The 20,124-nt window shown below is 67.6% G+C and carries 14 protein-coding genes, 1 pseudogene and 2 riboswitches; of the genes and pseudogenes, 7 read left to right on the top strand and 8 right to left on the bottom strand.

From position 1 onward, the window contains the following. Positions 1-15 precede the first annotated feature (15 nt). The 5 genes from prpD (at position 16) to P3H15_RS46500 (ending at position 5,858) form a co-directional block, all read left to right on the top strand. Positions 16-1,518: a 2-methylcitrate dehydratase PrpD gene (gene prpD, locus P3H15_RS46520; RefSeq protein ID WP_276143513.1), complete on the top strand. Its 1,503-nt coding sequence runs from the start codon at positions 16-18 to the stop codon at positions 1,516-1,518. After that, the gene (prpB, locus tag P3H15_RS46515) at positions 1,518-2,432 is read left to right on the top strand and encodes a methylisocitrate lyase (protein WP_276143512.1); all 915 of its coding nucleotides are present in this window, start codon (positions 1,518-1,520) and stop codon (positions 2,430-2,432) included. Before prpD ends, prpB begins: the two co-directional genes overlap by 1 nt. Continuing rightward, positions 2,432-3,577, top strand: coding sequence for a bifunctional 2-methylcitrate synthase/citrate synthase (locus tag P3H15_RS46510; protein ID WP_276143511.1), 1,146 nt, complete (start codon positions 2,432-2,434; stop codon positions 3,575-3,577). Before prpB ends, P3H15_RS46510 begins: the two co-directional genes overlap by 1 nt. Positions 3,578-3,605: 28 nt before the next feature. After that, positions 3,606-3,740: riboswitch (cobalamin riboswitch) on the top strand. 163 nt (positions 3,741-3,903) lie between these two features. Then, entirely contained in the window at positions 3,904-4,821 is a 918-nt protein-coding gene (locus P3H15_RS46505) for an ABC transporter substrate-binding protein (RefSeq protein ID WP_346348864.1), read from the top strand. 2 nt (positions 4,822-4,823) lie between these two features. Next, positions 4,824-5,858 (top strand): iron ABC transporter permease, encoded by a 1,035-nt coding sequence (locus tag P3H15_RS46500; RefSeq protein ID WP_276143510.1) that lies wholly within the window; start codon positions 4,824-4,826, stop codon positions 5,856-5,858. Positions 5,859-5,968: 110 nt separating this feature from the next. Here the strand turns inward: P3H15_RS46500 and metE are convergent, their stop codons facing one another. Further along, entirely contained in the window at positions 5,969-8,230 is a 2,262-nt protein-coding gene (metE, locus tag P3H15_RS46495; RefSeq protein WP_276143509.1) for a 5-methyltetrahydropteroyltriglutamate--homocysteine S-methyltransferase, read from the bottom strand. 134 nt (positions 8,231-8,364) lie between these two features. Continuing rightward, a riboswitch (cobalamin riboswitch) is annotated at positions 8,365-8,561 on the bottom strand. A gap of 133 nt (positions 8,562-8,694) precedes the next feature. After that, positions 8,695-9,510, bottom strand: a complete 816-nt coding sequence (locus P3H15_RS46490; RefSeq protein WP_276143508.1) for an enoyl-CoA hydratase — start codon at positions 9,508-9,510, stop codon at positions 8,695-8,697. A gap of 319 nt (positions 9,511-9,829) precedes the next feature. Between P3H15_RS46490 and P3H15_RS46485 the strand changes: the two genes are divergently transcribed. Continuing rightward, complete coding sequence (locus P3H15_RS46485) at positions 9,830-11,221, top strand: MFS transporter (protein WP_276143507.1); 1,392 nt, start codon at positions 9,830-9,832, stop codon at positions 11,219-11,221. On the opposite strand, the gene P3H15_RS46480 is transcribed toward P3H15_RS46485, so the two are convergent. Next, positions 11,176-11,649, bottom strand: coding sequence for an Lrp/AsnC family transcriptional regulator (locus P3H15_RS46480; protein ID WP_276143506.1), 474 nt, complete (start codon positions 11,647-11,649; stop codon positions 11,176-11,178). The two genes, P3H15_RS46485 and P3H15_RS46480, sit on opposite strands and share 46 nt — an antisense overlap. Before the next feature lie 601 nt (positions 11,650-12,250). Here P3H15_RS46480 and P3H15_RS46475 point away from each other — a divergent pair. Continuing rightward, complete coding sequence (locus P3H15_RS46475) at positions 12,251-15,529, top strand: protein kinase (RefSeq protein ID WP_276143505.1); 3,279 nt, start codon at positions 12,251-12,253, stop codon at positions 15,527-15,529. Positions 15,530-15,561: 32 nt separating this feature from the next. Here the strand turns inward: P3H15_RS46475 and P3H15_RS46470 are convergent, their stop codons facing one another. The 5 genes and pseudogenes from P3H15_RS46470 to P3H15_RS46450 form a co-directional block, all read right to left on the bottom strand. Beyond that, positions 15,562-15,867 carry a DUF1416 domain-containing protein gene (locus P3H15_RS46470; RefSeq protein WP_276143504.1) on the bottom strand — a complete coding sequence of 102 codons (306 nt, stop codon included), beginning with the start codon at positions 15,865-15,867 and terminating at the stop codon, positions 15,562-15,564. A gap of 20 nt (positions 15,868-15,887) precedes the next feature. Next, complete coding sequence (locus P3H15_RS46465) at positions 15,888-16,721, bottom strand: sulfurtransferase (protein WP_276143520.1); 834 nt, start codon at positions 16,719-16,721, stop codon at positions 15,888-15,890. 87 nt (positions 16,722-16,808) lie between these two features. After that, positions 16,809-17,261: pseudogene (locus tag P3H15_RS46460) on the bottom strand (DUF4395 domain-containing protein); the annotation flags it as partial. Positions 17,262-17,557: 296 nt separating this feature from the next. Then, entirely contained in the window at positions 17,558-18,487 is a 930-nt protein-coding gene (locus P3H15_RS46455) for an NADP-dependent oxidoreductase (RefSeq protein WP_276143503.1), read from the bottom strand. A 771-nt stretch (positions 18,488-19,258) separates the two neighbouring features. Then, positions 19,259-19,420: a hypothetical protein gene (locus P3H15_RS46450; protein WP_276143502.1), complete on the bottom strand. Its 162-nt coding sequence runs from the start codon at positions 19,418-19,420 to the stop codon at positions 19,259-19,261. Positions 19,421-20,124 lie beyond the last annotated feature (704 nt).

Raw genomic sequence — 20,124 nt, 5'->3', positions numbered from 1 at the left:
CCCGGAGGCACACCTGTGAAGACCCATCTCGTACGCACACACCGCTCCGCCGAGGACTTCCCGCGCGAGGAGCACCTGGCGTGGAAGATCGCCGAGGTCGCCACCGACCCCGCCCCGGTGCCCGCCGAGACCGCCGAGATGATCGTCAACCGGATCATCGACAACGCCGCCGTCGCCGCGGCCTCCCTGACCCGCCGCCCGGTGTCCAACGCCCGGGCGCAGGCGCGGTCGCATCCCTACAGCCCCGGGGCGACTGTATTCGGCATCGACGGAACGTTCTCGCCCGAGTGGGCGGCGTGGGCGAACGGGGTCGCTGTGCGGGAGTTGGACTTCCACGACACGTTCCTCGCCGCCGAGTACTCACACCCCGGTGACAACATTCCGCCGATCCTCGCGGTCGCCCAGCACACCGGCCTGTCCGGCGCCGACCTGATCCGCGGTCTGGCCACCGGCTACGAGATCCAGGTCGACCTGGTCCGCGCGATCTGCCTGCACGAGCACAAGATCGACCACGTCGCGCACCTCGGCCCGTCCGCGGCCGCCGGGATCGGCACCCTGCTGGGCCTCGGCACCGACACCGTCTACCAGGCGATCGGGCAGGCCCTGCACACCACCACCGCCACCCGCCAGTCCCGCAAGGGGGAGATCTCCAGTTGGAAGGCGTACGCCCCCGCCTTCGCCGGCAAGATGGCCGTCGAGGCCGTCGACCGGGCACTGCGCGGCGAGGGCGCACCGTCGCCGATCTGGGAGGGCGAGGACGGCGTCATCGCCTGGCTGCTCGGCGGCCCGAACGCCGAATACCAGGTGCCGCTGCCCGGCCCCGGCGAGGCCAAGCGGGCCATCCTCGATACCTACACCAAGGAACACTCCGCCGAGTACCAGAGCCAGGCCCTGATCGACCTCGCCCGCCGGATGCGTGGCCGCATCGGCGGCCTCGACCAGATCGCGTCCATCGTGCTGCACACCAGCCACCACACCCACGTCGTGATCGGCACCGGCTCGAACGACCCGCAGAAGTTCGACCCCACCGCCTCCCGCGAAACCCTCGACCACTCGGTGATGTACATCTTCGCCGTCGCGCTGCAGGACGGCATCTGGCACCACGAACGGTCCTACGCCCCCGAACGCGCGCAGCGCCCCGACACCATCGAACTGTGGCAGAAGATTTCCACCGCCGAGGACCCGGAGTGGACGCGCCGTTACCACTCGACCGACCCGGACGAGAAGGCGTTCGGCGCCCGCGCCGAGATCACCCTGAAGAGCGGTGAGGTGATCGTCGACGAACTCGCGATCGCCGACGCGCACCCGCTCGGTGCCCGGCCGTTCGCCCGCGAGCAGTACGTCGCGAAGTTCCGCACCCTCGCCGAAGGCGTGATCGCGCCGGACGAGCAGGACCGGTTCCTCGCCGCCGCCGCCCGCACCCCCGAACTGCAGGCCGGTGAGCTGGGCCAGCTCACGTTCGCCGTGTCCGACGATGTCCTCGCCCGGGCCCCGAAGTCGCCGAAGGGGTTGTTCTGATGACCGGCCTCATCGCCGCGGCCACCACCGCCACCGACAAACGGACGGCGTTCCGGGCCGGTCTGACGTCGGGCACGATCCAACGCCTGCCCGGTGCGATCAACCCGCTGACCGCGAAATTGATCCAGGAGATCGGCTTCGAGGGCGTCTACGTCTCCGGTGCCGTGGTGTCCGCAGACCTGGCCCTGCCCGACATCGGGCTGACCACCCTGACCGAAGTGTCGGGCCGGGGCCGGCAGATCGCCCGCGTCACCGACCTGCCGGTGCTCATCGACGCCGACACCGGGTTCGGGGAACCGATGTCCGCCGCTCGCACGATCACCGTCCTCGAGGACGCCGGGATCGCCGGCTGCCACCTCGAGGATCAGGTCAACCCGAAGCGGTGCGGGCACCTCGACGGCAAGGCCGTGGTGCCGACCGAGGAGATGGTCCGCCGGCTGCGGGCCGCGGTGTCGGCACGGCGGGACCCGGACTTCGTAATCTGCGCCCGCACCGACGCCGCCGGGATCGACGGCATCGACGCGGCGATCGAGCGGGCCAAGGCGTACGCCGACGCCGGTGCCGACCTGATTTTCACCGAGGCCCTGCACACCGAGGAAGACTTCGCGAAATTCCGGGCGGCGGTCGATATTCCGTTGCTGGCGAACATGACCGAATTCGGTAAGTCGCAGCTGATCCCGGCGCAGACCCTCGAGGACATCGGCTACAACGCGGTGATCTACCCGGTCACCACGTTGCGCCTGGCGATGGGTGCCATCGAGGCCGGGCTCCGCGAAATCCACGACACGGGCACGCAGGAAGGGCTGCTCGGCCGGATGCAGACCCGCTCGCGCCTGTACGAGCTGCTCGACTACGAGCGCTACAACGAGTTCGATTCCGGGGTCTTCAACTTCACACTCACGGGGAGCCAGTGATGACCGAAACCGCGATACCCACCATCTACAAGGGGCTTGCCGGTGTCGTCGTCGACACCACCGCCATCTCCAAGGTGGTGCCGGAGACCAATTCGCTGACCTACCGCGGCTACGCCGTGCAGGATCTGGCGGCGCACTGCAGCTTCGAGCAGGTCGCGTATCTGCTGTGGAACGGGGAGTTGCCCACCGACGCGCAGCTGGCCCTGTTCACCCAGCGTGAGCGCGCCGCTCGCCGGGCCGACCGGTCGCTGCTGTCGCTGGTGACGAAGCTGCCGGAGAACTGCCACCCGATGGATGTGGTGCGCACCGCGATCAGCTATCTCGGCGCCGAGGACCCGGACGAGGACGACAACACCCCGGTCGCCAACCGGGCGAAGGCGTTGCGGATGATGGCGGTGCTGCCGACCATCGTGGCCGCCGATCACCGTCGCCGCCGCGGCCTCGACCCGATCGCCCCGCACAGCCATCTGGGGTTCGCGGAGAACTTCCTGCACATGTGCTTCGGGGAGGTGCCCGCCCCGGAGTTGGTGAAGGCGTTCGAGGTGTCGCTGATCCTCTACGCCGAGCACTCCTTCAACGCGTCCACGTTCGCCGCCCGAGTGGTGACCTCGACGCTCTCCGACATCTACAGCGCCGTCACCGCCGCGATCGGGGCGCTGAAGGGGCCACTGCACGGCGGCGCCAACGAGGCCGTCATGCATCACATGCTCGAGATCGGCGACCCCGCCCTTGCCGAGCAGTGGCTGCTCGGCAAGCTCGCCGCCAAGGCCAAGGTGATGGGCTTCGGGCACCGCGTCTACAAGAACGGCGACTCCCGCGTCCCCACCATGAAGCAGGCCTTCCTCGACGTCGCCGCCCACACCGACGGCGACAGGTGGGTGCAGATGTACGAGATCCTCGAGACGACCATGAACGAGGCCACCGGCATCAAACCGAACCTCGACTTCCCCACCGGTCCCGCCTACTACCTGATGGGCTTCGACATCGAGGTGTTCACTCCCATCTTCGTGATGAGCCGCATCACCGGCTGGACCGCCCACATCATCGAGCAGGGCCACTCGAACGCGCTGATCCGCCCACTGTCGGAGTACACCGGCGTCGCGCAGCGTGCCCTGATGCGCTTCGCGCCTGTGAGTACTTGTTAACCGCCGGCGGTTAACAAGTACTCACAGGGGCTATGGTGTCCGAGGCCGTCCGTGCGGCCACGATCGGCGAGGGAACCCGGTGCGAATCCGGGACTGACGCGCAACGGTAACGGTCCTCCACGACCGGAAGTCCGACTACTCAACGATCGAGTTGTGACGATCCTCGGCTCCGCGACTGGGCCCTGATGAAGGAGTTCGCTCTTCATGCGCACGTCTTGGCGGCATTTCGCTGCTCTCACCGCCGCCTCGGCCGTCTTGGTCTCGGCCTGCTCGTCGTCCTCGGACGAACCGGCGCCCGAGAGGGCCCCGGAGTCCTCCGCTACCCGATGACCGTCGAAAACTGTGGGCACGCCGTCACCATCGACGCACCACCGCAGCGCGCGGTGTCGCTCAATCAGGGCTCGACCGAGATCCTGCTGTCCCTCGGTCTTGCGGACCGGATGGTCGGCACCGCCACCTGGACCGACCCCGTCCGCGACAACCTGGCCGCCGACAACGCGAAGGTGCCGCGGCTCGCCGACAACAAGCCGTCGTTCGAGGTGGTCCTCGACACCGAACCCGACTTCGTGTCGGCCTCGTTCGGCGGCACTCTCGGGCCTGGCGGTGTCGCCGACCGGAACCAGTTCGACCAGTTGGGCGTCCCCAGCTACCTCTCGCCCACCGACTGCGACGGCAAGACGGACGAGAGCGTCAACGCGGACGGGGCACGTACCGAACCGCTACGCATCGACACCGTCTACCAGGAGATCCGCGAACTCGCCGCCATCTTCGACGTCCGCGCCCGCGGTGAGCAGTTCGTGGCGGAGCTGCAGCAGCGGTTCGACGCCGCGTCGAGGACGGTCGAGGCGTCCGGGGTATCGCTCGCGTACTGGTTCGCCGACACCAACACCCCGTACATGGCGGGGTGCTGCGGATCCTCCGGCATCATCACCAATTCGGTGGGGGCGCAGAACATCTTCGCCGACACCACCAACGAATGGCCCCAGGTCAGCTGGGAGAGCGTCCTCGACCGCGACCCGACCGCCCTCGTCCTCGCGGACCTCAGCCGCCGCAGCATCGACGGAGACGCTCTCGATAGCAAGATCGCGTTCCTCGAAACGAACCCGGTCACCCAGCGGCTCACCGCCGTTCGCGACAAGCGGTACATCGTGGTCAACGGCGCCGACCTGAACCCGTCGATCCGCACCATCGACGGCGTGGAGAAGACAGCAGCCGCGCTGCAGCAGTGGGGACTGGCGAACTAACTGTGGTGGCCACACGGTTCGACTCCCGGCCGCTGCTCGGGGCATGCCTGCTCGGCGGCTTCGCGGTGCTGGCGGCGTCGATCGCCGTCGTCATCACCATCGGACCCGCCGGCCTGTCCGTCGGTGACGTCTACGCGGTCGTGTTCGAGCGCCTCGGATTCGGGAACGCCGACATCAGCCGCATCAAAGAGGGCATCGTCTGGGAACTGAGACTGCCCCGCACCCTCCTCGCCGCCGTCTGCGGCGCGGGACTGGCGCTGTGCGGGGCGATCATGCAGTCGCTGCTGCGCAATCCGCTCGCCGACCCGTTCGTGCTCGGCATCTCGTCGGGGGCGTCCACCGGGGCGGTGCTGATCGCGGTGCTCGGTCTCGGCGCCGGCGCGGTGTCGCTGTCGGCGGGGGCGTTTGCGGGCGCGGTGATCTCGTTCGTCCTGGTGATGCTGCTGGCTGCCGGTGCAGGCGGTGGAACGTCCCGAGTGGTGCTCGCGGGAGTGGCCGGGACGCAGCTGTTCTCGGCGTTGACGTCGTTCATCGTGATCTCGTCCGCGGACGCCGAGCAGACCCGCGGTGTGCTGTTCTGGCTGCTCGGTTCGCTCTCCGGTGCCGATTGGGCCGACGTCACCCTGTGCGGGGCAGTCACTCTCGTGGGACTGCTGGTGTGCCTGACGCAGTCGTCCGCGCTGGACGCCTTCACGTTCGGGAACACTGCGGCCGCCGCACTCGGGGTGTCCGTGCGGTGGATCCGGATTCTCCTGCTGACCGTCACCGCACTCGTCACCGCCGCCCTGGTGAGCGCCGCGGGCGCGATCGGGTTCGTGGGACTGGTCCTGCCGCACGCCGCACGGTTCCTCGTCGGTCCCCGGCACAGCCGGCTGCTACCCACCACCGCCCTGGTCGGCGCCGTCTTCATGGTGTGGGTGGACGCGATCGCGCGCACCGTGTTCGCGCCGCAAGAGGTTCCGGTCGGCGTCGTCACCGCCCTGATCGGCGTCCCTGCCTTCGCCGTCATCCTCTTCCGCATGCGGACCAGCCGATGACGCTTTGCAGCGTTGCCGACCGCTGAGCGCATCCGGCTCCCAGAGCCAGGGTCGCACTGCCTGTGGCCCCGCCCCCTTCCGTTCGGGGCCACAGGCATCTGGCGGGTGTGTCAGAGGCCGGCGCGGACCAGCTTCGCGGCGTCGACGAGGTTGCGCAGCGACGCGGCCACCTCCACCGGACCGCGGGTCTTCAGTCCGCAGTCCGGGTTGACCCACAACCGTTCCGCGGGAACCGCTTCGAGCGCTTCCTTCAGCGAGGCTGCGATCTCCTCGACGCTCGGCACGCGCGGGGAGTGGATGTCGTAGACACCCGGGCCGACGCCGAGGTCGAACCCGACGGCGTTCAGGTCACCTAGGACCTCCATGTGCGAGCGGGCCGCCTCGATCGACGTCACATCCGCGTCCAGGTTCGCGATGGCGTCGATGACCTCACCGAATTCCGAGTAGCACAGGTGGGTGTGGATCTGCGTCGAGTCCGCGACCCCCGAGGTCGCGAGCCGGAACGCCCCCACGGACCAGTCCAGGTAGGCGGTCTGCTCGGCCGCCCGCAGCGGCAGGAGTTCGCGCAGTGCGGGTTCGTCGACCTGGACGATCCGGATCCCGGCACCCTGCAGGTCGACCGTCTCGTCGCGGATGGCGAGGGCCACCTGGTTCGCCGAGTCCGCCAGCGGCTGGTCGTCGCGCACGAACGACCACGCCAGGATGGTCACCGGACCGGTGAGCATGCCCTTGACCGGGCGCTGGGTGAGGGACTGCGCGTAGGTGATCCAGCTGACGGTCATCGGGTTCGGACGGCGCACGTCGCCGTAGAGGATCGGCGGACGGACGCACCGGGACCCGTACGACTGCACCCACCCGTTCTCGGTGGCGAAGAACCCGTCCAACTGCTCGGCGAAGTACTGCACCATGTCGTTGCGTTCCGGCTCACCGTGCACGAGGACGTCGAGGCCCAGTTCCTCCTGCAGCGCAACGACAGCGGCGATCTCGGCGCGCATCCGGGTCAGGTACTCGGCGTCGTCGATCTCCCCCTTGCGCAGCGCGGCCCGCGCCACCCGGATCGCGGTGGTCTGCGGGTAGGAACCGATGGTGGTGGTCGGCAGCAGCGGCAACTCCAGCGCGGCCTGGGCCGGGCGTCGCTGATCGGCCGGGGAGCGGCCGGCGTCGGAGGACAGGATCGTCTCCAGCCGGGCGCGGATTGCGTTGTCGCGCAGCCGCGGGTCGGTGGTGCGGGTCGAGGCCGCCGCCCGGGCCAGCGCGAACTCCTCGTCCACCGTCTCCCTACCCTCGGTGAGTGCCGTGGCCAGCGTGACCACCTCGCCGACCTTCTCGGTGCCGAACGCCAGCCACGACCGCAGGGCCTTGTCCACGTTCTTCTCGGCGGCCAGGGTGTACGGAACGTGCAGCAGCGAGCAGGAGGTGGACACCGCCAGCGATCCGGTGCTGCCGAGCAGGGTGCCGAGGGTGGTCAGGGCGTTCTCGAGGTCGGTGCGCCAGATGTTGCGCCCGTCCACGACGCCGGCGACGACGTGCTTGCGGGTCAGTTCGGGAACCGCGGCGAGGGCGTCGGATCCGGCGACCAGATCGACCGCGATGCCCTCGACCCCGGTCGCGGCGATCGCGGGCAGCGCGTCGCCGAGGCTGCCGAAGTACGACGCCAGCAGGATCGCGGGACGGGATTCGACGGCGGACAGCTGGTCGTAGACGCGCTTCGCGGTAGCGATCTCCTCCGGGGTGCGGTCGGCGACCAGGGCCGGTTCGTCGATCTGCACCCACTCGGCGCCGGCGTCGTGGAGCTGGGTCAGCAGATCCGCATACAACGGCACCAGCTCGTCGATCCGGTCCAGCAGCGGCGCCTCCGAGCCGACGGCCTTCGACAGCAGCAGGAACGTCACCGGACCCACGATCACCGGGCGGGCTGCGATGCCGAGTTCGAGGGCCTCACCGAGTTCGCCGAGCACCTTCGACGCATTCAGGGTGAACGTGGTGGACGGGGTGATTTCGGGGACGAGGTAGTGGTAGTTGGTGTCGAACCACTTCGTCATCTCCAGCGGGGTGACGCTGTCGGTGCCGCGGGCGGCGGCGAAGTACCGGTCGAGTTCGTCGTCGATGCCGGCGACACGGTCGGGCAGGGCGCCGAGCAGGACGGCGGTGTCGAGGACCTGGTCGTAATACGAGAACGTGTTGACCGGGATCGAATCGAGCCCGGCATCGCGCAGGCCGGTCCAGATCTGCCGGCGCAGGTCGGCGCCGACCGCGGCCAGATCGGCGGCGTCGGCGCGGCCTGCCCAGTACGCCTCGACGGCCTTCTTGAGTTCGCGGTTCGGACCGATACGAGGTGAGCCCAGTACGGTCGCGGTGAAGAGGGTGGTCACGGTGTTTCTCCAGGTACGTGCAGGGAAGGACCACCACCGGCAGAAACGAGTACACCTCTCGAGCCCGAGACAAAGCACGCTGCGACACGAGAAGGCCTACACGCCCATTCCCCGAGGCGGTGGACCGTCGGGCACGGCGTGCCCGACACAGTGGCAGGTCTTCGGACTCGCGGGCACCCGGTGGCATCCACCGGACCTAATGGCCGTCGCTTCCCAGGCGAAATGCCCAGTGCATGATGACGGCGGTCGTTCCCACTCACCGCTGCGGGACAGTCCCGGATTCTCACCGGGTTCCCTCTCACACCCCGAGACCCCCCGGAGGGATTCGCGGTGCTTCGACGCCCGGTGCGGTCTTCGGGGCTCCTCATGACCGTGCCGGGCGAACCAGCTGCACCGGTCAGCATAGGGGACGACCCCGTCCGGGTGGGACACGACACCCGTGTGGATGCCACCGGGAAGGTTGCTCAGGTTCCTGACCAGTTCGCCCGCCCACCCTGCAGGAACGCCGAGACCCCGGCCCGGAAATCGTCGCTGCTATATACCGCGCGGACCAAATCCGCGGATTCCGGCAACTCCGCCGTTCGGATCCGGCGCAGTACCTCACGGGTTGCGACCACCGTCAACGGCGCCGCCGCGAGCAGCTCCCCGGTCACCTCCGTCACCAGGTCGTCGAACAGCCCGGGCCCGGCGGTCTCGGCCACGAATCCGATCGACGCGGCGTCGGCGGCCGGCAGCATCCGGGCCCGTGCCACCATCGAGGCCAGCCGGGCGGGCCCGATCCGATCGGCGAGCAACGCCAGCGGATACGCGGACAGCGCGTTGCCCAACGTGCGGGCGATCGGCAACCCGAAGTACGAGCGCGTGGTCGCGACCCGGACGTCGCACGCCGCCGCGACAATCAGCCCCGCACCTACACAGGCCCCGTCGATCACCGCCAACGTCGGCACCCGCACCTGCTCCAGGCGATGGAGCACCGCCACGAACCGATTCTCGTATGCCACACCGTCCTCACCATCGGTGAAAGACCGGAAGTGCGCGATGTCGGAGCCGGCAGCGAACGCCCGGCCGGCGCCGCGCAGGACCAGCAACCGCACCGTCGGGTCCGCGTTCACCCGCTCGCACACGCGGCCGAGGTCCTCGTACATCCGCGGTGTCAACGCGTTGAGCTTGCCCGGCCGGTTGAAGGTGACCGTCACCACCGCGTCCGCCTCCTCGATGATCAGGTCCGGGGCCTCGCGTCCCGCGGCCACCTCTGCCGTGCCGGTCGTCATGGTCGTCATCGCACTTCCGCCCTCACTGCTCATTCCGCTCGCTCACACCCTCGTTGTGCGGCACCCGCAACACTACGTCGCCGATCGAAACGGTGAAATACGTTGCAGCTGAGTAATTGTGCAACACTAGGTGAGTTGGATTGCGAATGTTGCAACCACGATGAGGCGAGTTCCCCGGGGGAGACGCTCGGCTGAGGTTCCCTCCATTCATCGAGGCGTCGCATGTGTGGTTTCTCCATAGTTTCGAGCTGATCTGGCTCATACAGTGATCACGTCACGCCACGTCGCCCGGTCGGGCGCGCCCACTCTTCAGAAAGCAGAGACATTCATGTCGTCTGTCCTGCAGAAACCCGAGATCGAGGCGAGGGTGGTCCGGAAGGTCGCGCGGCGGCTCATCCCGTTCCTCGGCCTGGCCTATTTCGTCAACTACCTCGACCGGACCAATATCGGGCTGGCGAAGTTGACCATGAGCACGGAACTCGGCCTCACCGAGACGATGTTCGGCCTGGCCTCCGGCCTGTTCTTCATCGGGTATCTCCTGTTCGAGGTGCCGAGCAATCTCGCGCTGCACCGGTTCGGGGCACGCCGCTGGATCGCCCGGATCATGCTCACGTGGGGGATCATCGCGGCGGCAATGGCCTTCGTGCCCAATGTCGGATCGCTGTACGGGCTGCGCATGCTGCTGGGTATCGCCGAGGCGGGCTTCTTCCCCGGAGTCCTGCTCTATCTGACCCTGTGGTTTCCCCGCGCCTACCGGGTCCGGCTGATGGGTCTGTTCCTTCTCGCGCTCCCGGTGTCGTCGGCGCTCGGGGCACCGTTGTCGAGCGCCATCATCCAATACTGTGACGGCCTGTTCGGACTGTCCGGTTGGCGCGTGATGTTCCTGATCGAGGGGATACCCGCCGTCCTCCTCGCGGTGGTCACATGGTTCTACCTGACGGACCGGCCGTCGCAGGCCACGTGGCTGGTCGAGGACGAAAAGGTTTGGCTCACTCGCGAACTCGAATCCGAGGCCTCGGAATCCGGTTCCCACGGGTCGGTGCGCCGGGCGCTGACGGATTCCCGCGTGTGGATGCTGGGCCTCGTCTACTTCGGGATCACCTACGGCCTGTACTCGCTCAGTTTCTTCCTGCCCAGCATCGTCGCCGGGTTCAAGAAGACGTTCGCCACCGATTTCTCGCTGTTCACCACCGGGTTGATCGTCGCGGTTCCGTTCGCGGTCGGCGCCGTCGCAATGGTGTTGTGGAGCAGGCACTCCGACCGGACGGGTGAGCGTATCTGGCACGTCGCCGTCCCCACCCTGATCGGAGCCGTCTCCATCCCGGTCGCCCTGTACATGCAGTCGCCGCTCACGACGATGATCTCGGTCACCGTCAACGCAGTCGGTGTGTTCTGCGCACTGCCCGTGTTCTGGTACCTGCCCAGCACATTCCTGACCGGCGTCGGCGCCGCGGCAGGCATCGCCGTCGTCAACTCGGTGGGCAACCTGAGCGGTTTCGGGGCCCCGTACGTCACCGGATGGCTGTTCGACGCCACCGGGAACTCGCGCGCCGGCCTGTGGGTCGTGGGGGCGGTCATGCTCGTCGCAGTGATGCTGGTACTCGTCCTCAGATCCCGGGTAAGTGCCACGCGCAGTACCGAAGACGCCGAAACGCGCGTCGCTGAGGGTGCGGGTCAGCGGTCCTCGGCGATCCGCTCGAGCAGTGGGCGGGTCCGGTAGGGGATGGCGTCGCGCATGGCGACGGACACCGTGGTGCGCTCGATCCCGGGCACGGCGAGGATGAGGCCTGCGACGCGGTACAGGTCGTCGGCATCGACGGCGACCACGCCGATGTGCAGGTCTGCCGCTCCGGAGATGCCGACGACCTCGACCACCTCGGCGATGTCCCGCAGGTGTTCGATGACGTCCTCGAGGCGGTGCTGGTCGACCACCGCGGTGACGAACGCCTGCAAGGGGTACCCCAGGTCGCGGGGTGACACGCAGCGGTCCACGGGCGCGAGCACGCGCTGCTCCTCCCAGCGAGACATTCGTGCCTGCACGGTATTCCGTGCCATCCCCAGCAGGGTAGCCAGTTGGACGCCGGTTGCGCGGGGAGCGTCGCACAGGGCGAGAAGCAGGCGGGCGTCGGTTCGATCGAGTCTCGTCATGTAGCGCAGTATCCCACACTCTCCGTGTCGAGAGTTGGGCATTCTGCTTAACATTACGGATAGCACTTGCGCATGCTGGATCCCGATTCTTGCATGAGTGCATCATTATGACCGAAACGGTCGCACATGGGCGGCACCGAGCAGGTCGCCACTCCTGACCGCACCGGCGGCGAGCCATGTGACGGCATGGCGCCGCCCGCAGGCGAGGAAGAGGGGGGCTCCTCGGCCGCGGGCGGCTATGGCCCTCCAGCCGAGGGGTGACCGGTCAGGGGGCCTCGCTGGTCCGTGGGGCCGCCGGGGCCGCGGACCAGCGTAGATGCCGGGTACCCGATATGTGCGGGACTATTCACCGCGGGGAGCGACGATTCTCGAAGGTCGATCCCTGAAAACGGCTGGGCGAGTGTCCAGTTGTAGCGGAAACCCGGAGGGCCGGATCGAACCGACCGGCCGGTTATCGCGTCGCGTCCCCGTCCCACACTCGGGTAGAACGCAAGTCGGCCATCGGAGGAGGCGGTCGGCGATATCCTGGGGTACAACGTCGAGAGGTGGGCAGTGTGGCATGCGTCGACCGTGTTTCGAATGGGACGAATCGATGTAGTCGATGACTGACGTCGATCCGTTCGCCACCCAGCGCGACGTGTCCGGTTCGGTCACGGCGGAGTTGGCGGCGGCCGGATTCGAGGACGCCCAGGAGATCGGCCGCGGCGGATTCGGGGTCGTGTACCGCTGTACCCAGACTGCGCTCGACCGCACCGTGGCGGTGAAGGTCCTCACCGCCGACCTCGACGAGGAGAATCGGGCTCGATTCCTGCGGGAGCAGCGTGCAGCGGGCCGCCTGACCGGCCACCCCAACATCGTCAATGTTCTCCACGCCGGCGTCACCGAGAACGGCAGGCCCTACATCGTGATGCCGTACCAGGAGCAGGGCTCGCTCGACGAACGGATCCGTCGCCACGGACCGCTCCCGCTGGACGAAGCGCTGCGTCTCGGGGTGAAGATGGCAGGCGCCCTGGAGACCGCCCACCGGCTCGGGATCCTCCATCGCGACGTCAAACCGGCGAACATCCTGACCACCGACTACGGCGAGCCCGCACTCACCGACTTCGGCATCGCCCACATCGCGGGCGGGTTCGAGACCAGCGCGGGCATCGTGACGGGGTCGCCGGCGTTCACCGCCCCCGAGGTCGTGGCGGGTGACGCGCCGAGTCCTGCCGCCGACGTCTACGGGCTCGGCGCCACCTTGTTCGCGGCAATCACCGGTCACGCGGCGTTCGAACGCCGCAGCGGTGAACAGCTGGTGGCGCAGTTCCTGAGGATCGCGTCCGAGCCGGTCCCGAACCCGCGCGAGCACGGCGTATCCGACGACGTCAGCGCGGTTATCGAACGTGCCATGTCGTCCGAACCCGGGGCCCGCCCGTCCGCCGTGGAACTGGGCAGGCAATTCCGCGAGGCGCAACTGCGTCACGGCTTCCCGGTCGACGAGATGGCGATGCATACGGGAACGGTTGCAGTGCAAGGCGGCACGTCAGAACCGGGTGCCGATCCCGGGGGAGAAGGCGCGTGGCGTCGGCCTGCCGGAGCGTCGGCGGATTCGGGCCGGACGGGTGGACTCCCGCTGGAGCTGACCAGCTTCGTCGACCGCCGCACGGAACTGGCGGAGGCGACGAACTTGCTGTCGACGTCGCGGCTGGTGACGTTGACCGGGATCGGCGGGGTGGGGAAGACCCGGCTCGCCATTCGTGCTGCCACCAAAGCGCAACGGAACTTCGCGGACGGCGTGACACTGGTGGAACTGGGTGAACTACTGGATGATTCGCTGTTGGCCGGGGTGGTGGTCGCTGCCCTGGGGTTGCGGGGCCAGTCGACGCGACACCCCCACGAGATGCTCGTCGAGTTCCTCGCCCCGCGCAATCTGCTGCTCGTGCTGGACAACTGCGAGCAGGTGGTGGCCGCGGCCGCGAAGCTCGCCGAGATCCTGCTGCGCGCGTGCCCGCAACTGCGGATTCTCGCGACGAGTCGCGAACCGCTCGGGATCGGCGGGGAAACGGCGCTGCTGATCCCTCCGCTGCCCGTCCCGGATCCCGACCATCTCCCGAAAGGGCTGCCCCGCAACGACGCGGTCACCCTGTTCGTCGAACGGGGTGTCGCCGCAGTCCCCGGGTTCGAGCTCACCGAGGACAACAAGGTCACCATCGCCCGGATCTGTCAGCGGCTGGACGGGTTGCCGCTGCCGATCGAGTTGGCGGCGGCGCGGCTGCGTGCGATGACGCCCGACCAGATCCTGCAGCGCCTGACCGATCGGTACCTGCTGCTGACCCGCGGCAGCCGGGACGCGCCGTCGCGGCAGCAGACGCTGCGGATGTGCATCGATTGGAGCTACGACCTGTGCACGCCTGTGGAACAACGGATGTGGGCGCAGCTGTCCGTGTTCGCGGGCACATTCGAACTCGAGGCGGCCGAACAGGTCTGCGACGGTGACGACGTCGACGATCTTCTCGACACGGTGACCTTCCTCGTCGACAAGTCGATCCTGACGCGAGAGGAGTCGGGTGCCGCGGTGCGGTTCCGGATGCTCGAGACCGTGCGCGCCTACGGGCGCGAAAAGGCGCAGGAGAGTGGCGTGTACACCGAACTGCGCCGTCGGCACCGGGACTGGTGTGACCGCCTCGCGGTCGAAGCGGAATCCGAATGGATCAGTTCCCGGCAACTTCCGTTGATCGCCAAATTGTCCCGGGAACTGCCGAATATCCGTGAAGCGCTGGACTTCTGCGTGTCCGACAGCCCGGACGTCGGAGTTCGGATCGCGGCCGCGTTATACCCGTACTGGCTGGCCAGGGGGCTGTTCGTCGAGGGGCGCCGGTGGCTCGGTCGTTTCCTTGCCCGGCAGCCGTCCGAGCCCACGATCGATCGCGCCAAGGCCCTCTACGGCGCCGCCGTGCTGGCCGGAGTGCAGGGCGACATCTCGGTGTCGGACACGTTTGCGGAGGAAGCGCAGGCGCTCGCCGCTCGGACGCCCGACCCGGAAGTGCGTGCGCACCTCGACCACGCAATCGGATACGCAGCCTTGTTCGCGGGCCGCCTTCCCGAGGGTCGCGCACATCTCGAGAAGGCCGTCCACGTGTTCACGGCACGCAACGACGTCTTCGAGGTGGCCGCGGTCGTGGGTCTCGGCATGATGTACGACCTGTTGAACGACACGGAACGCGCCGTCGAATGCCACGAGCGCATCCTCGCGATCACCGAAGCTCAGGGCGAATCGGTGTACCGGTCGTATTCGCTGTGGGCGCTGGCCGTCGCCGTGTGGCAGAAGGGGGAGAGAGCCCGAGCGGTGCGGCTCCTCGGGCACGCGCTCCAGGTGGACCGCCGGGTGAACGACCGGCTCAATTCCAGTGTGTGCCTGCAGGCACTCGCATGGATCGCCGCCGAGGAACAGAACATGGAGCGGGCCGTCGTGTTGATGGGAGCCGCCGAGGCGCTCGCCCGATCGGTGGGCAGTTCGGCGGTGCTGGTGCCCGGATTGAGCGTGTACCAGGACGAGTGCGAACGTCTGACCCGGGGCGCGATGACCGAGCCGGCGTTCGCCGCCGCCCACCGAAAGGGTGAGGCACTCGGGTTCGACGCAGCCGTCGCCTACGCACTGGGCGAGCAGGTCTTACCGTCGTCGACCTCCACCGGCCAGTCGCCCAAACCGACGAAGCGGGAGCGTGAAGTTGCCGCCCTCATCGCCGAGGGACTGACCAACAAGGAGATCGCCGCCCGGCTCGTCATTTCGCCCCGCACCGCGCAGGGACACGTGGAGCACCTCCTGACGAAACTGGGGTTCAACTCACGCGCGCAGATCGCGGCGTGGGTCGTGGAATCGCAGGGTGAGGGGTCCTGAGCTGCCGTTGTCGGAGCGTTCGGAGCGAAATACTATGCGGTCAACGTGATGTCCACGGTGTGAATGCCGCTGGTCGTGGGCTTCACCGATGCCGTGCCGTCGCCGACCGGCGAGAGGGCCCGCACGGTCCAGTCGCCCGGTGCGACGAAGAAACGGAAGTCTCCGCTGCCGGAGGCGACGATCTCGGCGGTGAACGTGCCCGTGCCGTCGAGGAGTCGAACGAAGGCGCCACCGACAGGTTCTCCGTCGCCCGTGACAACCTTGCCGGTGATGGCCGTTTCCCTGCCGAGGTCGACGCCGGCGGGGATGGTGTGGGTGTTCCTTGGTGCTGAGCTCATGTGCTTGTTCCCGCGGTCCGCTACTTGCCCAGCTCGATCGGCACGCCGACGAGCGAGCCGTATTCGGTCCAGCTGCCGTCGTAGTTCTTGACATTCTTGTGGCCGAGCAGTTCCTTGAGCACGAACCAGGTGTGGCTGGAGCGCTCGCCGATCCGGCAGTAGGCGATGGTGTCCCGGGAGCCGTCGAGACCGGCTTCGCCGTAGATCGCGGTGAGTTCCTCGTCGGACTTGAACGTGCCGTCTTCGTTCGCCGCCTTGCTCCACGGAACGTTGAGTGCACCCGGGATGTGACCGGGACGCTGGCTCTGCTCCTGCGGCAGATGCGCGGGCGCGAGGATCTTGCCCGTGAACTCGTCGGGCGATCGGACGTCGACGAGGTTCAGAACACCGATCGCGTCGACGGCCTCGTCGCGGAACGCGCGGATCGACAGGTCGGGCTCGGACGCCCGGTAGGTGGTGGACGGGCGGGTGACGGTGTCCTCGGAGAGGGGGCGTTGCTCGAGTTCCCACTTCTTGCGCCCGCCGTCGAGCAGCTTGACGTTGTCGTGGCCGTAGAGCTTGAAGTACCAGTACGCGTACGCCGCGAACCAGTTGTTGTTGCCTCCGTAGAGGACGACCTCGTCGTCGTTGGCGACGCCGCGTGCCGACAGCAGATCGGAGAACTGCTCACGGTCGAGGAAGTCACGGCGGACCCCATCCTGCAGATCCTTCTTCCAGTCGAGCTTGATGGCACCTTCGATGTGGCCGCCGTCGTAGGCGGACGTGTCTTCGTCGACTTCGACGAACACGATGTTGGGAGCGTTCAGATTCTGCTGAGCCCAGTCGGTGGAGACCAGGACGTCGGAGCGAGCCATGTTCTTTCCTTCACTGAGAACTTGCCGGGGTTTTCCATTGGGGGTCGGGCGGTCGGCGGAGGCGGAGGGTCGGAATCGGGCGACCAACGGATAGATCTGGCAGCCGAGGCAGATGCCGAAGGCCGCGTTGAGGAACGCCGCGAACAGTGCGAAGCCGGTGAAGACGGCACCGACGACGGGCGCGCTCAACGCGAATCCGACCAGACCTGCCGCCGCGAATATGAAGCCGACCAGTTGGGCGAAGCGCAGCGGCGCGGTGGGTTCACGCTCGCTCGGCGGGCTGATGTGTGGGGCGACCAGCTTTCCGAAGATCCGGCCGTAGGGGCTGCGCCGCGGCCCGACGACGGCGGCGACGGCGAACACGACGGTCTGAACCGCCAGGATCACACCGGCGACGACGGTCGAGAAGGAAGCTGCGAGCAGGACGGCGACGAGAACCGCCGTGGTGATCCAGGCGGCGAAACGGGGACCGCGGACGTCGACCTGGTCGACGTTCGCGGCCGGGGTGGTGGTGGGTGTTGTTGCTGGTGTGGTGGACATGGACTGTGCTCCACAGAATGTGTCGGATGGCCGAGGAATGCGATGGAACGCGATCGAGTCGATCACCGAAAAGGCAGCGAAGTCAGCACGTGGTCGCAGGGCGAATCGAAAAATGACGCAGAAACGCGGTCAGCGACGCCACAGACAACAGCAACCGCCGACCCGGCACAGGTCGACTGTGCGGCGACGGGTGAGCAGAAGCTCGCGGCAGGTCTGCACCCGCCAAATTCTACGCGTCGCACCCTGCGCTGAAGACGGACAATTCGAGTCTCCGCGCAGGGGCGTGGTCCCGCGTCTCATGGGATCAGGACGAACTTCCCCGCGGGGTGGGATTTCGCGAGTTCGGTGTGGGCCTGCGCGGCATCGATCAGGGGAAACGTCTTGGCGATGGTGACCGTCAGGTGTCCGGCGCCGGCTTGCTCGACCAGTGCGGCGCGCGCCTTCAGCCGGGCTTCGGCGCTTGCCGGGTTGCCGCCGCCGACGGACGCGAAGCCGTCGTCCTGCGCCCGACCGAACGCGGCGATGGTCACGATCCGGGTCTTGTCCTTGACCACTGCCAGCGACACGTCCACGGCCTCGTCGGTTCCGACAGTGTCGAGGGCCGCGTCGATGCCCTGGGGTGCGACCTCCCGCACCCGCTCCTCGAGTCCGTCTCCGTAGACGACGGGAGTTGCTCCGAGGTTCCGGACGTAGTCCTGATTCACCGCACCCGCGGTGCCGACGACCGTCGCGCCGCGGGCGACGGCGAGTTGCACGGCGAGGGCACCGACGCCGCCGGAGGCGCCGTGGATCAGGACGGTGTCGCCGGAACCGACCCCGATGGTGTCCAGGGCATCGACCGCGGTGCCGCCCACCAGCAGCAGACCGGCGGCCTGTTCCCAGCCGAGGCCGGCCGGTTTGGGGGTGATTGCGGAGACGGGAACGACCACCTTCTCGGCGTAGAGACCGGTGCCGGGGCTGACAATCACCTCGTCGCCCACCGCGATCTCCGTGACTCCGGCGCCGACGGCTGCGACCACGCCGGCGGCCTCGCCGCCGACCTTGACCGGCAGCTTCTCGGGATCGTCCCCGAAGGCGCCGCTGTAGAGCTTGTAGTCGATGGGATTGACGCCGATCGCCTTGACGTCGACGAGCACCTCCCCCGATGCGGGCGGCGGAAGCTCCACATCGACCACGGTCAGGGCCTCGGATGTTCCGTATGATTGCGCGACAACAGATTTGGTCATGTGTGACGCAACCTCCGTCGAAGAGCTGCTATTCCTGTTGTGCGAGATTTACTCTCACGGATCCGAACACTTGCTCGGTGGAGTACCGATGTCGCGCTCTCACGCAGTATCAGGAGGGCCCGGCGTGTGTGCAATGCGCCGAGCAACAGGTAGAAGGCGACACCGAAGTGGGTCCCCTCCCGTATGCAGGCGATGAGGCCGAAAGCGCACAGAGCGAAGGGTGCCCACGGCATCGTTGCTCGAAGCCACTGATACACGATCGCCGGAACCATCGTTTGTCGGCGGGGGCCGCGCCCGAAGGTCGGCGCTTGCCTGGGCGGCGAAGAGTTTCGGGCGAGCATGATGGGAGGTCCGTTCTCGAGGGTCCATAATCGCGAATGTTGCAACGGCCGGCCGCGGCGCGGCTGGTGCGCAGGTTATCGGTCGCATCGACGTGCGCCCAAGGGTTGCGATCCGACTGCGTCGAACCTCGCAGGCGTCGTCGTTCAGGAGCCGTGGAAGTGGTCCCGGCACTGGCAAAACCCGATGAGCCAGATGTACGGATCCATCATCATGATTTCGGCGCACCGGGCCGGGAGCGGCGGGAGGCGCAGAAATCGCTCCACCCACCGCGACCCTCGGGCAGAGGTAGCGGGGTGACCACAACGAGGGCATCGGCCGGGCCGCTCCGCAACCAGCTCGCCGACATCAGACCAGTGCACGGCTGCCAGACTGGCTGAGCCGCCGGCGGATCGACAACACTTTGGCGCACACAGAATCGTGGGTGGGGACCTATTCCGATGTGGGCGACAGTCGATCGATGTGTTCGAGCAATTCGATGAGTTCGCCGATGGTGAGTTCGACGGTGCCGAACAGCGGATCACCGTCCTTGGCGGCGCGGGCGACGGCCTGTCCGACGCGGTCGGTGAGCTGTTCGATCAGGGGGTCGGCCATGACTGAGAATTCTCCTGGAAAGCGGGAACGTTGTCTTCCGCTCACTGTTGTGAGTGACCGACGCTCGCCGCCACGTGGAGGCGGAATGAACGGCGATGTGACATGAGACGGCGTCGCCGTCGGTCTCGGCGACCGAAGCGGTCAGCGCGACCGAGGAGCAGGAGGCGGTCTCGGCCGGGGCGGACCCTGCGGAGCGTGCTACTTCCCTGGCTCGCGCGTGTCACTCACGTCGGACAGATAAGCGCTGACGTGGTCGGCAAGGCTGGGAGGGTCCCCGATAGGTCGCCTTCGCGGTAACTCGAAATATCGTCGGTGCCCGGCATCGTGTTCGGCCGCGACCTGCTCCTGCCAGTACACGCCCGATCGACTCTGCGAAAACCCCGAAATATTCATGCTGAAACGACCCCTTCGACCCATGAGGAGCGCACTCCCTCACACGGTCACACCCTTTGTGGCTCGTGGTGCCCCTGCGGCGACGAGCCGGACCTCCATTTCCGTTTTAGCGGATCAGCTCGCAGGTGTCACGGACCGACCAGTCCCTATGAAACAGCGGTTCAGCTGCGTTGATCCCGAATCACGAAACCCGCGTTCGAATTCGTGTCGCTCGAGAATGCTGATGTACAACGTATTTGTTCCATCCTGGAAGCGGTGTCGGCGGACATGAAAAGCTGCCCATGGGCGGTCACGAAAGTGCCCGGTAGCGG

The sequence above is a fragment of the Rhodococcus sp. T2V genome, from assembly GCF_029269925.1.
Classification (GTDB): Bacteria; Actinomycetota; Actinomycetes; order Mycobacteriales; family Mycobacteriaceae; genus Rhodococcus_F; species Rhodococcus_F koreensis.
Note: the sequence above shows the minus strand (reverse complement) of the source record. Positions and strands in the feature narration are given on the sequence as shown.